Origin of the sequence: Haloferax sp. Atlit-12N (assembly GCF_003383095.1) — an archaeon.
Lineage (GTDB): Archaea > Halobacteriota > Halobacteria > Halobacteriales > Haloferacaceae > Haloferax.
In genome coordinates, this window is the sequence record NZ_PSYW01000002.1 from 84,142 (window position 1) to 98,579 (window position 14,438).

Annotated in this window: 13 protein-coding genes and 1 tRNA gene; 7 read left to right on the forward strand and 7 right to left on the reverse strand. The window is 65.6% G+C overall.

The genetic code is table 11. The annotated features are described in order from the left end of the window. Nucleotides 1-92 precede the first annotated feature (92 nt). Complete coding sequence (locus tag C5B90_RS08630; RefSeq protein WP_115880784.1) at nt 93-890, reverse strand: inositol monophosphatase; 798 nt, start codon at nt 888-890, stop codon at nt 93-95. 91 nt (nt 891-981) lie between these two features. Here C5B90_RS08630 and C5B90_RS08635 point away from each other — a divergent pair, with 91 nt between their 5' ends. Beyond that, nucleotides 982-1,251 (forward strand): hypothetical protein, encoded by a 270-nt coding sequence (locus tag C5B90_RS08635; RefSeq protein ID WP_058828256.1) that lies wholly within the window; start codon nt 982-984, stop codon nt 1,249-1,251. A 780-nt stretch (nt 1,252-2,031) separates the two neighbouring features. Here the strand turns inward: C5B90_RS08635 and C5B90_RS08640 are convergent. The 3 genes from C5B90_RS08640 to C5B90_RS08650 all read right to left on the reverse strand — a co-directional run bounded on the left by C5B90_RS08640 (nt 2,032) and on the right by C5B90_RS08650 (nt 3,078). Next, nucleotides 2,032-2,115, reverse strand: a tRNA-Leu gene (locus C5B90_RS08640). A gap of 45 nt (nt 2,116-2,160) precedes the next feature. Beyond that, nucleotides 2,161-2,820, reverse strand: coding sequence for a high-affinity nickel-transporter protein (locus tag C5B90_RS08645; RefSeq protein ID WP_115880786.1), 660 nt, complete (start codon nt 2,818-2,820; stop codon nt 2,161-2,163). 69 nt (nt 2,821-2,889) lie between these two features. Further along, entirely contained in the window at nt 2,890-3,078 is a 189-nt protein-coding gene (locus C5B90_RS08650) for a hypothetical protein (protein WP_115880788.1), read from the reverse strand. An 89-nt stretch (nt 3,079-3,167) separates the two neighbouring features. On the opposite strand from C5B90_RS08650, the gene C5B90_RS08655 reads away from it, so the two are divergent. Both C5B90_RS08655 and C5B90_RS08660 read left to right on the forward strand, forming a co-directional pair. Further along, nucleotides 3,168-3,653 (forward strand): DUF309 domain-containing protein, encoded by a 486-nt coding sequence (locus tag C5B90_RS08655; protein WP_058828259.1) that lies wholly within the window; start codon nt 3,168-3,170, stop codon nt 3,651-3,653. A gap of 120 nt (nt 3,654-3,773) precedes the next feature. Then, on the forward strand, nt 3,774-4,634 hold the full coding sequence (locus C5B90_RS08660) for a succinylglutamate desuccinylase/aspartoacylase family protein (protein WP_115880790.1): 861 nt from the start codon (nt 3,774-3,776) through the stop codon (nt 4,632-4,634). Between the two features lie 27 nt (nt 4,635-4,661). Here C5B90_RS08660 and C5B90_RS08665 read toward each other — a convergent pair whose 3' ends face one another. From C5B90_RS08665 to C5B90_RS08675, 3 genes are read right to left on the reverse strand one after another with little or no spacing between them, the layout of a single operon-like run. Further along, nucleotides 4,662-5,351 (reverse strand): HAD family hydrolase, encoded by a 690-nt coding sequence (locus C5B90_RS08665; RefSeq protein ID WP_115880792.1) that lies wholly within the window; start codon nt 5,349-5,351, stop codon nt 4,662-4,664. Between the two features lie 33 nt (nt 5,352-5,384). Further along, a complete protein-coding gene (locus C5B90_RS08670; protein WP_004974429.1) occupies nt 5,385-5,834 on the reverse strand; it encodes a UPF0179 family protein in 450 nt (149 codons plus the stop codon). Between the two features lie 24 nt (nt 5,835-5,858). Beyond that, the gene (locus C5B90_RS08675; protein WP_004974432.1) at nt 5,859-6,239 is read right to left on the reverse strand and encodes a DUF5820 family protein; all 381 of its coding nucleotides are present in this window, start codon (nt 6,237-6,239) and stop codon (nt 5,859-5,861) included. Between the two features lie 532 nt (nt 6,240-6,771). Between C5B90_RS08675 and C5B90_RS08680 the strand changes: the two genes are divergently transcribed. The 4 genes from C5B90_RS08680 to C5B90_RS08695 are packed head-to-tail and all read left to right on the forward strand — an operon-like array spanning nt 6,772 to nt 14,436. After that, nucleotides 6,772-8,844 carry a PrkA family serine protein kinase gene (locus tag C5B90_RS08680; RefSeq protein ID WP_115880794.1) on the forward strand — a complete coding sequence of 691 codons (2,073 nt, stop codon included), beginning with the start codon at nt 6,772-6,774 and terminating at the stop codon, nt 8,842-8,844. Further along, nucleotides 8,841-11,120: a PrkA family serine protein kinase gene (locus C5B90_RS08685; RefSeq protein ID WP_394337536.1), complete on the forward strand. Its 2,280-nt coding sequence runs from the start codon at nt 8,841-8,843 to the stop codon at nt 11,118-11,120. The genes C5B90_RS08680 and C5B90_RS08685 overlap by 4 nt, the downstream gene beginning before the upstream one ends. Continuing rightward, nucleotides 11,111-12,430 (forward strand): YeaH/YhbH family protein, encoded by a 1,320-nt coding sequence (locus C5B90_RS08690; protein WP_115880798.1) that lies wholly within the window; start codon nt 11,111-11,113, stop codon nt 12,428-12,430. The genes C5B90_RS08685 and C5B90_RS08690 overlap by 10 nt, the downstream gene beginning before the upstream one ends. After that, nucleotides 12,427-14,436 (forward strand): SpoVR family protein, encoded by a 2,010-nt coding sequence (locus tag C5B90_RS08695; RefSeq protein WP_115880800.1) that lies wholly within the window; start codon nt 12,427-12,429, stop codon nt 14,434-14,436. Before C5B90_RS08690 ends, C5B90_RS08695 begins: the two co-directional genes overlap by 4 nt. Nucleotides 14,437-14,438: the final 2 nt, after the last annotated feature.

Here is a 14,438-nt window from a genome sequence, read left to right on the forward strand (position 1 = left end):
TATCCTTTCTGATGGGGGGTGACTTCGCACTTGCGGATAAGAAGCGCGCCCGCGCCCGCGGCGAGCGCCGTCCGGTTCCGGTTTTCGTCCGTCTACCGCCCGTCGATTTCGCGGGCCGCCTCCAGCACGACGTCGTGGATGCGCCCGTTCGAGGCGACGAGGCCCTCAGAATCGTGCCGCCACTCGTTGCCATCGAGGTCCGTGACCGTCCCCCCGGCCATCCGAATGAGGTGTACGCCGGCGACCGAGTCCCACGGGTTCGCCCGCTTGTTCGTGATGACGCCGTCGAGCGAGCCGTCGGCAACGTACGAGAGCACGACCTGCATGCTCCCGTAGCGCCGCATGTCGCCGAAGCGTGTCACGATGGCCCTGGCCGCGGCGGCGTACTCGTCGCGGACGTCGTAATCCCACCAGAACGTCGGACAGACCGTACACGTCTCGGGGTCGTCGCGCTGGCTCACCGAAATCTCCTCGCCGTTACGGTAGGCCGCCTCGTCGTCGGCCGCGTAGCAGTCGTCGAGCGCGGGCAGGTAGTTTGTCGCCGCGACGGGGTCGCCGTCGCGGACGGCGGCGACCGCGGTCGCCCAGACCGGCACGTTGCGGACGAAGTTGTTCGTCCCGTCGATGGGGTCGACGACCCACGCCGGCCCCGACTCGGGAACCGACTTGAGTTCGTCGTCCTCCTCGCCGACGATTGGGTCCTCGGGAAACGCCCCGCGGATTCGCTCGACGACGCGGCGCTGGGCGTCCTTGTCGGCCTGCGTGACCACGTCCGTCTTTCCGTCTTTCGTCTCGACGGAGATGCCGGTTCTGAAGGCGCGTCGCGCGACTGCGCCGCCGTCGCGGGCCGCGCGCTGTGTCCGGTCCGCCCGGGCGTCGAGTTCGTTCATGGGCGTGACAGGACGTGGAAGTGCCTATATCCACCGACCCGACGCCGACGCGGCCCGGTGGCTTATGTCGATGGACGGTTTATCTCGTGGCGTGTCAGACGCTATCGACCTCCCGGTGCGGGTCCGCGAGTCGCTCGCGGCGTCCTTCGACGACGCCAGAGCGGCGGTCAGAGCCGGCGACGCCGAAACCGCGCTGGAACACGTCGAGACGGCGTCCCGCGTGCTCGGACACAAGGTTCCGCCGAGTCCGCTCAAGGAGAAACTCCGGCACGGCGTGGCGGCCGTCGAGCGGACCGCGGCCGACGAACCGCTCGTCGCCTCGGAGTACCTCCGGCTGATGAGTCAGTTGATTCGGCCGTAATCCGGCCGGAACATCGCACCCAGACCGCGAACGCGACGCGTCGTCGTGTCGGGTCGTGAACTGCGCCGCACGAGACGGCTCGTCCGCTCGAAGGGCGAATAACAGAAAAGCCAGAATCCGCAATTAGAACCCGGACGGAAGACGTTTTCCGCAGCCCTCACGACCGTTTTCGGCTTGCGCCGACTTCCCGAACTCCGATTCCTCGTGGTCCGGTACTTGGTCTTCCCGCCGCTCGCTCGCAGAGCGGTTACGGGGCTGTTTCGGTTCCTCTTCGGCACTTTGACCTCGTCTTCCTGTTACGAAAGACTCGGTGTTCGTGTCGATTCCATTCCTCCGCATCTTGCGATGCGTACCATCGTCGACGCCTTTCACGTCGCCCGACAGATTCGGTTTGGTCATCCGGTGCGTCCTTGCGCTTCCGGCAACACTACAGTAGGCTCGATAACATAATGAATGTTTCTGATAAATCTTGGACTGTCCGGAGAAACTGATAGTTCGGCCGACGGACGGATCAGTCCCGGTTGTCGCCGAACGTCGTCCCCGCTCGGACTACTTCCGGCGGTTTTCATCGGAAACGTGGTCTGTTCATGATGAATCGTTCGGGATACTGGCGGCGGCGCTGTGGGGGCGTCGTAACCGGGTGCACGGCGGGGGACAGAAGAGAACGCGTCCGCCACCGAGCGACCGGGTTTATATCAGGGTTGCAGGCCGCCTCGGCGTCCGCTTCTCGCCGCAGGTTGAGCTGCACTTGCCGCTCGTCACGTCGTTTCTCGAGATAAGTGCGAGGGGAGGGATTTGAACCCACGGACCCCTACGGGAGCGGATCTTGAGTCCGCCGCTTTTTCCTGACTTAGCTACCCTCGCGCGTACTCAAGTACGACAGGGGGACCGCTAAAACGTTGCGAAACGTCAGACGAGACCGCCGAACTGTTCGACGACGAGGAGGCCGCCGACGGCGATGCCGACGATGCCGGCCGCGACGCAGAGGACGCGCGTCCCGCCGACCGCCATCGAGCGACCCCAGAGGAAAGAGACGGTCGCCATCGTGGCGATAGTGAGGAGGCTAAACGCCGCGAGGAATGCGACGGCCTGCCCCATCGCGGGCGCGGTCGAGACCATCGCGATGACGAGTGCGCCACTCCCGGCGAAACCGTGGAGAACGCCGACGCCGAACGACTCGTCGTGGACGTGCGTGTGTTTCGTCCCGAACGCGACGTTCCCGAGCGAGAGGTGCCGGTGAACGCCGCTGTCGTGGTCGTGGCCGCGGAGCGTCGGCACGGAGACGCCGGCGGCCTGAAGGAGCATCCGCGCGCCGAGGAGGACGAGAATCGCACCGACGACGACTTCGAAGAAGTGCGTCACCGACTCGGGTAGGCGGACGCCGAGCGCGACGAACAGGAGGCCGACGACGGCGATCGGAATCGAGTGTCCGACGCCCCACGAGGCGCCGACGATGCTCGGTCGGTCGTCGTCTTCGACCATCGTCGCGACGGCGGCGAGGTGGTCGGCTTCCAGCGCATGCCGGACCCCGATAACCCCGCCGGCCACGAGTGCTGATGCGAGTGCCATACGCTCGAAAGGACGAATCACGGTAAATAGGTCAGGGGTCCCGGCGGGTACTCCGACCACGGTCGGAGCCTACTCCGGCCGCCACTCGCAGGACGCGCCGGTCGTCAGCCCCGCCGCGTCGATGTGCGACGAGAGGCACGCGTAGTTGCAGAACGCGCCCGCCGGCACGCGCTCGCCGGCTTCGAGTTCCGCCACGAAGACGGGGTCGTGACGCCGAACGTCGCTTCCGCAGTAGGTGCACGCTATCGTGTCCGGCATGTCCGACCGTTGTCGCGCCCGAATCAAAAAGCTGCGCGACCGGTGTCGCCACCGATGGAGTTACCGGCTTCCCGGCCGCCCTGACTCACATGGACGAACACACCCGCGACCCGAGCGTCGCCCCGCCGCTCGGCAACCCGACGGGGTGGAACGACGACCTGCGGCTGTGGGAGCACGCGACGCTCCGACGGGCGGTCGAACACGGCGTCCGCCTGTTCAACGCCGGCGACTTCCACGAGAGTCACGACTGCTTCGAAGACGAGTGGTACAACTACGGCGCGGGGACCGCGGAAAGCGCCTTCCTCCACGGGATGGTGCAGGTCGCCGCCGGCGCGTACAAGCACTTCGACTTCGAGAACGACGCGGGGATGCGGTCGCTGTTCGAGACGGCGCTGGAGTACATCCGCGGCGTTCCGAGCGACTTCTACGGCGTCGATGTGGACGACGTGCGCGAGACGCTCCGGGCGGCGCTGGACGACCCGACGGCGCTCCACGGCTGGCAAATCGAACTCGACGGCCACCGGGCGACCGCCTACCCCGCGGACTACGAGTACGTCGAAGGGCTCGACCACTAATCGCGTCTGACCCGCGGTTTCCCGCCCGCCGAATCAGTAGTTCCTGCTGACACGTCAGCGAAAGCGGCGTGAACCGGGAGAATCTAAAAGTCCTTTAGCGTCCAGTTCTAGGAATCGGCAATGCGAATCTACGAACTCGGTGACGGCACGCCCGAAGTGTCTGTCGTCGGGTCGATCCACGGCGACGAACCGTGCGGCGCTCGCGCCATCGAGCGGTTCGTCGCGGAGGACCCCGACGTCGAGCGCCCGGTGAAGCTCATCGTCGCCAACGAGGAGGCGCTGGCGGCGGACGAGCGCTACCTCGACGAGGACCTCAACCGGGCGTTTCCGGGCGACCCCAACGCCGAGAGCCACGAGCGACGCCTCGCCCACGACCTCGGCCGCGAGGTCCGCGGCACCACCGCGTTCTCGCTTCACTCCACCCAGTCGTACGCCGAACCGTTCGCCATCGTGGACACGGTCGACGCCATCTCCCGGTCGATTCTCCCCCGGCTCCCGGTCGATGTGGCCGTCGAGACGAACCACTTCGCGGAGGGCCGCCTCATCGAACACGCCCACACCATCGAGGTCGAAGCCGGCCTCCAGAAGTCCGACGAGGCGGCCGACAACGCCTACTGGCTCATCCGGGCGTTCCTCACGGCGACCAACGTCCTGCCCGCGCCAGCCGTCGCAAGCGACGGGAGCGGCGAGCTCGACGAGAAGTCCGAGTCGCAGACCGAGGACGACCGCCTGAAGCTCGGCATCCCAGAGGAGAACAGCATCGACGTGTTCCGCCTGCTGGAACGGCTTCCCAAGCCGACGGCGGACCAGTACGAGGTCCACGCGACCAACTTCGAGCCCGTCGCCGCCGGCGAGACGTTCGCCCGCGCCGACGCCGAGCAGTTCGTCGCCGACCGCGACTTCTACCCCATTCTCCTCTCCGCGTACGGCTACGCGGACATCTTCGGCTACGCCGGCGAGAAAGTCGGCACGCTCCCGTAGTCGGTCGATTCTCTCGTTTCTCCCGCGCTACGCGTCGTCGTCACCGAGGATTCGAGCCACCGCGTCGGCGACCGATTCGACCGCTGCCGGGTCGTCGTGGGCGTCATGGGCGTCATGGGCGTCGCCGGTTGGGTCGCCGTCGGGCCCCTCGCGGCCGACGTGGTACGCCTCCCACCCGGCGTTTCTCGCCCCGACCACGTCCTCGTCGTAGGTGTCGCCGACGTAGACGTAGTCGTCCGCCGGGAGCGCGGTCTCCGCGGCCTCGAAGATGCCCGAGTCGGGCTTCCGCGAGGCGACCGCGGGGTCGTTCGACACGACGACGGCGTCGACGACGTCTGTGAGGTCGTGTCGTTCGAGCTTTGCCCGCTGGACCGCCGGCGCGCCGTTCGTGAGAATCCCGGTCGGTCGGCGGTCGGCGACGCGGACGAGCGCCTCGCGGGCCGACGCGGGGACCGTCGTGGCGGCGAGTTCGGCCTCCGCGTAGCGCGCCACGAGCGCCTCCGGGTCGGCATCGATGTCGAACTCGTCGGTGATTACCTCGAAGCCGACCGCGTAGGGGTCAACCGCGAGGTCCTCGAACGCGTCGAAGAAGACGGAGAGATACCGGTCGTAGGCGCCTTCGGGAGCGTCCGGGACCGCGCGGTCGAAGATAGTCTCGAAGTCGGCGGTGTAGCGGAGGAGCGTCAGGTCGAGGTCGAAGAAGACGGCGGTCGTCATATCAGGGCCAGCGGCCGGGAACCACAAAAACCCCTACTCGTCGGCGGGTTCGAACTCGACGAGCGTCAGGTTCCGGTCGAGGTGGCAGTGGTCGTGCGGCGGGTCGCCGAGCACGTCGCTGATGCGGTACTCCTGGTCGAACTCGGCACCCTCGGGGACGCAGTACTCGTGGCTGGGGCACTCGGTGTGCGGACACGGGCCCTGCAGGCTGGCCTTGCTTCCGGCGTACGCGCCCTTCGAGGGGACGTTCGCCGTGACCGGGGCCGGTTCGACCTCGACGGCGCGGACGCCCTCGTCGTGGACGGCGCAGTCGAGGACCTGCGTGTTCTCGCGCACGCCGAGGACCCGGTAGCGGACGCCTTCGGTGAGGTTGAGGCACTGCTGGCGGTACGGACACCCCTCGCAGGCGCTCGATTCACCGTGGTAGACGAACTCGGTGCCGGGGTCGGTCAGGCGGGCACCGACAAGCGTGACGGAGGTCATAGCGGTGGTTCTCCTGCGAGGTGGTTAAGGCTCCCGCCCGGTCAGCTCGTCGAGCTTTTCGAAGTAGTCCTCCCGGGGGACTTGGTAGGCGCTCCGGTAATCTATCTCGCCGTCTGAAAAGCGCCCGGCGATGTCGGTCGCGCCCTCGACGGCGGCCTCGCGGGAGTCGAACTCCTCGACGACGACCTCGATTTCCGGTTCGAGATAGAGCACTGCGTGCCACGTCTCGGTGCGTATCTGCGTCGCGCCCGGGCGGTTCGCCCGCGACCCGTTCCACACGAAGACGGTCGGCATGCACTCGGCGGGAAAGGCGCTCTCGTTGAACACGTCCGGGCGAAACGCGAGGATGCGCCGACCCTCGTGTTCGTCGTTCCAGAGGGTCCACCCGTCGGGCAGGTCGGTCATGGGCGTGCTAGTCCGCCGCGCGTCCTAAGCCTTCCCGCTTCTGCGCCGAAGAGCAGTCACTTCGACCCGACTCGAAGCGCGTGGTTCGCCGCTCGAAAGCGACCCATCGGGAACGACATGAATCACAACCGACCCGATTAATGGGACCGCCAACCGACTGAATCGCCGATTAAATCGACATACGTTGGTCAGTTGGAGGGTCACCCGATGTGGTACGTATCTGGATTGGTCGGTATTCAAGACAATCAGTTGACTACTTTCAGAGAAAGCGTTATATGTTAACGTCCCTCATTCATTAACAGTCTCGGTCCCCGGGCCGAGCGAGCCGTCGCGCATAGTCTGCCAATCGCCGATTCTGTCGCCCGTCGCCGACCCGTCGTAAGCGCGCAGCGGCGGCGACGCACTTTGACTCACCGCCCGTGGTCTGTCGCCGCGGGTCCGTGGCTCGTGGTGTGTCGTCTGCGACCCGCGAACGCGGGCGCGTCGCCCTCGGTCGTCTTCGGACGGCTGGTCCGACGAGGCTCCACGAACAATGACCGGCGAAATTGAAACACTCGCAGACCTGAGCAAGCACTACAAAGACTCCGTGCCCGCGGACCTCCGCGAGGCAAAGAGCTTCGAGTGGTACTTGGAAGAGGTCTACGCACACCCAAAGATCGCTCGCAACGCCCACCAGCGCGTGGCGGACATGTTCGACTTCTACGGCACCCGTTACGACGAGGACGCGGGCGTCGTGGAGTACCTCATGGCCTCGGAAGACCCCCTTCACGACGGAGAGAACGTCTTCTACGGCCGCGAAGTTCACGAGTCGATTCACGAGTTCGTCAACAAGGTGAAATCGGGGGCCCGCGGCCTCGGTCCCGAAAAACGCATCAAACTCCTCTTGGGCCCCGTCGGCTCCGGGAAGTCCCACTTCGACTGGATTTCCCGGCGCTACTTCGAGGACTACACGATGTCCGACGAGGGGCGGATGTACACCTTCCGGTGGACGAACCTCGGCGACGTCATCCGCGACCAAGACCCCTCCGACGACGTGGTCACGTCGCCGATGAATCAGGACCCCCTCGTGTTGCTCCCGCAGGAACAGCGCGACGTGGTCATCGAGCAGTTGAACGAGAACCTCGACGCGCCGTACACCATCCGGAACGACCAGGCGTTAGACCCCGCCTCGGAGTTCTACATGGACCGGCTGCTGGCCCACTACGACGACGACTTAGAGGAGGTCGTGGCGAACCACATCGAGGTCATCCGCCTCGTCGCCTCCGAGAACAAACGCCAGTGTATCGAGACGTTCGAGCCGAAGGACAAGAAGAACCAAGACGAGACCGAGCTCACCGGCGACGTCAACTACTCGAAGCTCGCGGTGTACGGCGAGTCCGACCCGCGGGCGTTCGACTACGCCGGCGCGTTCTGTAACGCGAACCGCGGCATCTTCTCCGGCGAGGAACTGCTGAAACTCCAGCGTGAGTTCCTCTACGACTTCCTGCACGCCTCGCAGGAACAGACCATCAAGCCGAAGAACAACCCCCGAATCGACATCGACCAGGTCATCGTCGGGCGGACGAACATGCCCGAATACCGCGAGAAGAAGGGCGACGAGAAGATGGAGGCGTTCAACGACCGGACGAAGCGCATCGACTTCCCGTACGTCCTCGAGTACGAACAGGAGGCCGAAATCTACCGGAAGATGCTCCGCAACGCCGACGTGCCCGACATCCACGTCGAGCCGCACACGCTGGAGATGTCCGGGCTGTTCGGCGTCCTGACGCGTATCGTCGAACCCGACTCCGACACCATCTCGCTCGTCCAGAAGGCGAAGGCCTACAACGGCGAGTTGGACGACGGCGACGACGTGGACGTGCGCAAACTCCGCGAGGAGGGCGAGAAGAAAGCCGACATCGCAGAGGGCATGGACGGCGTCTCCGCCCGGTTCATCGGCGACGAAATCGCCGAGGCCATCATGGACGCGACCCACCGCGGCCGCGGCTACCTCTCGCCGCTGTCCTCGTTCACCCACCTCGAAGAGAACCTCGAGAACCACGGGTCGATTCCCGAGGAGAACCTCGAACGCTACCACCGCTACCTCGAGATGGTCCGCGAGGAGTACAAAGAGCGCGCCATCGAGGACGTGCGCCACGCCCTCGCCTACGACATCGACGAGATTCGCCGGCAGGGCGAGAAGTACATGGACCACGTCATGGCGTACATCGACGACGCGACGGTCGAAGACGAACTGACGGGTCGTGACCAGGACCCCGACGAGAAGTTCCTCCGCGCCGTCGAGGAGAAGCTCAACATCCCCGAGGACCGCAAGGACGACTTCCGACAGGAGGTCTCCAACTGGGTCTCCCGGCGCGCCCGCGAGGGCACGTCGTTCAACCCGCAGGACAACGACCGCCTCCGCCGCGCGCTCGAACGCAAGCTCTGGGAGGACAAGAAGCACAACATCAACTTCTCGGCGCTCGTGAGCGCGAACGAGCTTGACGACGACGAACGCAACGCGTGGATAGACGCGCTCGTCGACCAGGGTTACTCGCGCGACGGCGCACGGGAGGTGCTCGAGTTCGCCGGTGCGGAGGTGGCGAAGACCGAACTCGAAGGGTGACCATGCGAGACTACATCCGCGAGGCGGACGAGGCGCTCCGCGGCACCTACGAGGAGCCGATGAGTCTCGGCGAGTACGTCGACGCCGCGTTCGAGTCGCCCTCTATCGCCTCTCACGCGTCGAAGTACCTCTTGGAAGCCATCGAGTCGATGGGGACCAGACAGGTGGTCGAACAGGGCGAGGAGAAAGAGCGCTACCGCTTTTTCGACGACCCCGCCAACGACGGCGAGCACGCGGTCCTCGGCAACACAGAGGTGCTGAACGCCTTCGTCGACGACCTGCGGACCATCGCCGCCGACCGCGGCAAGGCCGAGAAAATCGTCTGGTTCGACGGTCCGACGGCCACGGGGAAATCCGAGTTGAAACGCTGTCTCATCAACGGGCTTCGGGAGTACTCGAAGACCGACGCGGGGCGGCGCTACACCGTCGAGTGGAACGTCGCCAACGCCGACGACACCCGCGGGCTGTCCTACGGCGGCGAGGTCGACGCAGCCGACGAGGACTGGTACGAGAGTCCGGTCCAGTCGCACCCGCTTTCGGTGTTCCCCGCGGAGGTCCGTAAGCGACTGCTCGCCGACCTCAACAGCAAGAACGGCGACCACATCCCCGTGGACGTGGACGAGGACCTCGACCCGTTCTGTCTGGAGGCGTACACCTACCTCGAAGAGGAGTTCCGCAGAGCGGGCAAGCAGGACCTCTTCAGCGCCGTCACCGACCCGAAACACCTCCGGGTGAAGAACTACGTCGTCGACGTCGGCCGCGGCGTCGGCGTCCTCCACTCGGAGGACGACGGCTCGCCCAAGGAGCGACTGGTCGGGTCGTGGATGCCGAGCATGCTCCGCGAACTGAACTCCCGCGGGCGGAAGAACCCGCAGGCGTTCAGCTACGACGGCGTGCTGTCGCAGGGCAACGGCCTCCTCACCATTGTCGAGGACGCCACCCAGCACGCCGACCTGCTCCAGAAGCTCCTGAACGTCCCCGACGAGGGGCACGTCAAACTGGACAAGGGAATCGGGATGGACATCGACACCCAGCTCGTCATCATCTCGAACCCCGACCTCGACGCCGAACTCGACAAGTACGCCGACAGGAACGGCCGCGACCCGCTGAAGGCGCTCAAGCGCCGGCTCAACAAACACGAGTTCCGGTACCTGACGAACCTCTCGCTCGAGGCCGAACTCATCCGCCGCGAGCTGACCAACGAGACGAGCGTCTGGACGGACGACCCCGAGACGATGGCCGAACGCGTCGCCGAGGCCGTCTCGTTAGACGTGCGGGAGGGGCCGGGTGAGGTCCGAACCCGCGAACTCGCACCCCACGCGGTCGAGGCCGCGGCGCTCTACAGTGTCGTGACCCGTCTCGACGGCGAGGACGTGCCGCGCGACCCGGACATCGAGTTCAACCTCGTGGACAAGGCGCTGTTGTTCGACCGCGGCTACCTGCAGGTCGGCGACCAGCGCCGCGAGGTGTCGGCGTTCGAGTTCGTCGGAGACTCGGAGGGGACCCACGGGATTCCCGTGACGTTCACCCGCGACGTCATCGCCGACCTGCTGCACGACCGCATCGACCGCAGACACCCCGACCTCGACGTGTCGTCGGTGGTGATGCCGACCGACGTGCTCGACGAGATGGTCGCCGAACTCTCGGACGCCCCCGTGTTCTCGCGGGCGGAGTCCTCGGAGTACGAGGGACGCATCGCCATCGTCAAAGCGTACATCTTCGACCAGCAGGAGGCGGACGTGCTCGACGCGCTTCTCGCCGACAAGGGCGTCGAGCGCGAGACGGTCGAGGAGTACGTCGAACACGTCTACGCGTGGGCGTCCGACGGACAGATAGAGACCGAGCGCGGGCCGATCGACCCCGACCCGCTTCTCATGAAACTGTTCGAGACCGAGCACCTCGGGCGCTTCTCGCCGGACGACTACGAGGGCAACGACCCCTCCGAGACGGTCGAAGACTTCCGCAACGAGAAGGTCATCACCGCGCTCAACCGCTACGCGTGGGAGAACCGCGACGAGGGCTTTACCGTCTCCGACGTGGACCTGACCGAGATTCCGGTCATCCGGACGGTGCTCGAAACCCACGACTGGGAGGACGTGCGCCGGTTGTTCACCGACCTCGACCCCCGTCAGTGGGACAACCCGCCGGCGAACACCGAAACAGCGCGGGTGAAAGCCCGCACCATCGACGAGTTGGTCGACCGCGGCTACACCGCCGCGTCGGCCGAACTGACCAGCCGTGCCGTGATGAAGGAGGTGAGCCACACATGGGACTGAGAGACGACCTCGAACGATTCCGCGAAGTGGGTGAAGAGCGCCGCGAAGACCTCAAGGAGTTCATCTCCTACGGCGACCTCGGCGCGTCCGGGTCGAAAGACATCAAGATACCCATCAAGGTCGTGGACCTGCCGGAGTTCAAGTACGACCGCCTCGACATGGGCGGCGTCGGACAGGGCAAAGGCGGAACACCCGACGTGGGCCAACCGCTCGGCCAGCCACAGCCCGGTGACGGCGATGGCGAAGACGGCGAACCCGGCGAGGAGGGGGCCGAACACGAGTACTACGAGATGGACCCCGAGCAGTTCGCCGAGGCGTTGGACGAGGAACTCGGCCTCGAACTCGAACCGAAGGGAAAGGAGGTCATCGAGGAGGTCGAAGGCGACTTCACCGACATCACCCGAAGCGGCCCCCACAGCACCCTCGACTTCGAGCGCCTGTTCAAGGAGGGCCTGAAGCGAAAGCTCGCGATGGACTTCGACGAGGAGTTCGTCCGCGAGGCGATGAAAGTCGACGGCACCTCGGCCCGCGAGGTGTTCCGGTGGTGCCGCGAGCAAAACATCCTCGTCTCGATGGCGTGGATCGAAGACGAGTGGAGCCGCATCCCGGACGACGAACGCGGGACGTGGGCCTCCTTCGAGGAGATGGAGGAGAACGTCGAGCGGACGACGGCCATCCAGCGCATCCGCCGCGAGGGGCTCCGCGAGATTCCGTTCCGCCGCGAGGACGAGCGCTACCGCCACCCGGAAGTCATCGAGAAGAAGCAGTCGAACGTCGTGGTCGTCAACATCCGCGACGTGTCGGGGTCGATGCGGGAGACGAAACGCGAACTCGTCGAGCGCACCTTCACCCCGCTGGACTGGTATCTCACGGGCAAGTACGACCACGCCGAGTTCGTCTACATCGCCCACGACGCGGAGGCGTGGGAGGTCGAACGCGACGAGTTCTTCGGCATCCGCTCGGGCGGCGGGACGCGCATCTCGTCGGCCTACGAACTGGCGAAGGAGGTCCTCGACGAGCGCTACCCGTGGCGCGAGTGGAACCGCTACGTCTTCGCCGCGGGCGACTCCGAGAACTCCTCGAACGACACCAAAGAGCGGGTCGTCCCGCTCATGCAGGAGATAGACGCGAACCTCCACGCCTACGTGGAGACCCAGCCCGGCGGGACCGCCATCAACGCCACCCACGCAGAAGAGGTCGAACGGAGCCTCGGCGAGCAGGGTAACGTCGTGGTCGCGTACGTCTCGGAGCCCGACGACGTCATCGACGCCATCTACACCATCCTCAGCACGGAGGCGACAGCAGAATGAGTTTCAGACGACACCGCAGAGACGCACAGCGCGAGGCCGCCAGACTCGACGAGCCCGTCCGGGAGGCCGGCGCGCTCGCCAAGAAGCTCGGACTCGACCCCTACCCGGTGAACTACTGGGTGGTCAACTACGACGAGATGAACCAGCTCATCGCCTACGGCGGGTTCCAAGAGCGGTATCCGCACTGGCGGTGGGGGATGACCTACGACCGCCAGCGGAAGACCGACCAGTTCGGCATGGGCAAGGCGTTCGAAATCGTCAACAACGACGACCCGGCGAACGCCTTCCTCCAGGAGTCGAACTCGCTGGCCGACCAGAAGGCCGTCATCACCCACGTCGAGGCCCACTCGGACTTCTTCAAGAACAACCAGTGGTTCGGGCTGTTCTCCGACGAGGGGCAGTTCGCCGCCGCCGCGATGCTCGAACAGCACGCCCAGACCATCGAGCGGTACGTGGAAAATCCCGAAATCAGCCGGGACGACGTGGAGAAGTTCATCGACGCCGTCCTCTGTCTGGAAGACACCATCGACCAGCACCGGACCATCCGCGAGGCCGCCGCCGACGAGGACGGCCACATCCCCGAGGACATCCGCGCGCAGTTGGACAGTCTCGACATCTCCGACGACGTGCGCCGCGAGGTGTTCGACGACGCGTGGCTCGAACAGGTCGAAGAGGCCGAACGCGAGGCTGCGAAGCTCACCGACCCCCGGAAGGACGTGCTCGCGTACGTCCGCGAACACGGGATGCGGTACGACGAGGAGACGGGCAAGGCCGAAGAGATGGAGCCGTGGCAGAAGGACGTCCTCGACATGCTCCGCGAGGAGGCGTACTACTTCGCCGCCCAGAAGATGACGAAGGTGATGAACGAGGGCTGGGCGGCCTACTGGGAGTCGCTCATGATGGGCGACGAGCGCTTCGCGGGCACGGACGAGTTCATCACCTACGCCGACCACCAGTCGCGCGTCCTCGGGTCGCCCGGGCTCAACCCCTACAAGCTCGGCAAGGAGCTGTGGGAGTACATCGAGAACTCGACGAACCGCGCGGAGGTCGCCGACAAACTCCTGCGCGTGAAGGGCGTCACGTGGCGCAACTTCCACGAGACAGTCGAATTCGACGAGGTACAGGAACTCCTTCGGGCGGACGCCGCTATCGACGGTGTCAGCGCCGACTCCCTCGACGAACTGTCCGAACTCGGTCCCGACGACCCCAGAGTCGACCACGAGACGCTCGACAGGGCGCTGTCGGGCGACGAGTCGCTCGACCTCGAAGCGTACCCGTGGAAGCTCCTCACCTACGAGGGGCTCGCGGAGCGACACTACTCGCTCGTCAAAGCGCAGAACCGCGGGTTCCTCAGCCGGATTCGGCGCTCCGAACTCGAACAGCTCTCGCGGTACATGTTCGACGACGAAGTGTACGACAGCGTCGAGGCGGCCGTCGCCGACGTGGACAAGACCGCCGGCTGGGACCGCATGCGCGAGATTCGCGAGAGTCACAACGACGTGACGTTCCTCGACGCGTTCCTCTCCGAGGAGTTCGTCCGCTCGAACCACTACTTCGCCTACGAGTACTCCCAGTCGTCCCGGCAGTTCCGCGTCTCCTCGTCGGAGTACCGGGACGTGAAAAAGAAGCTCCTGTTCCAGTTCACCAACTTCGGGAAGCCGACCATCGCGGTGTACGACGGGAACTTCGACAACCGGGGGGAACTCCTCTTGGGCCACCAGTACAACGGCGTCATCCTCGACATGAAGCAGGCCAAGGGCGTCTTGGAGCGCGTCTACCACCTCTGGGGCCGCCCGGTGAACCTGATGACCATCACGAAGGAGTTCGACGAGCACGAGGTCGAAGTCGCCCGGCGGCGGGGGCGCGAGCCGACGCCCGAAGAGCGAGCCATCCGGATTCGATACGACGGCGAGTCGTTCGAGGAACACGACCTCGACGCCGAACTGGAAGCCCGCATCGCGGCCGGCGAGGTCGACTACGACACGAAGCCCGATGACTGGCTCTGAAC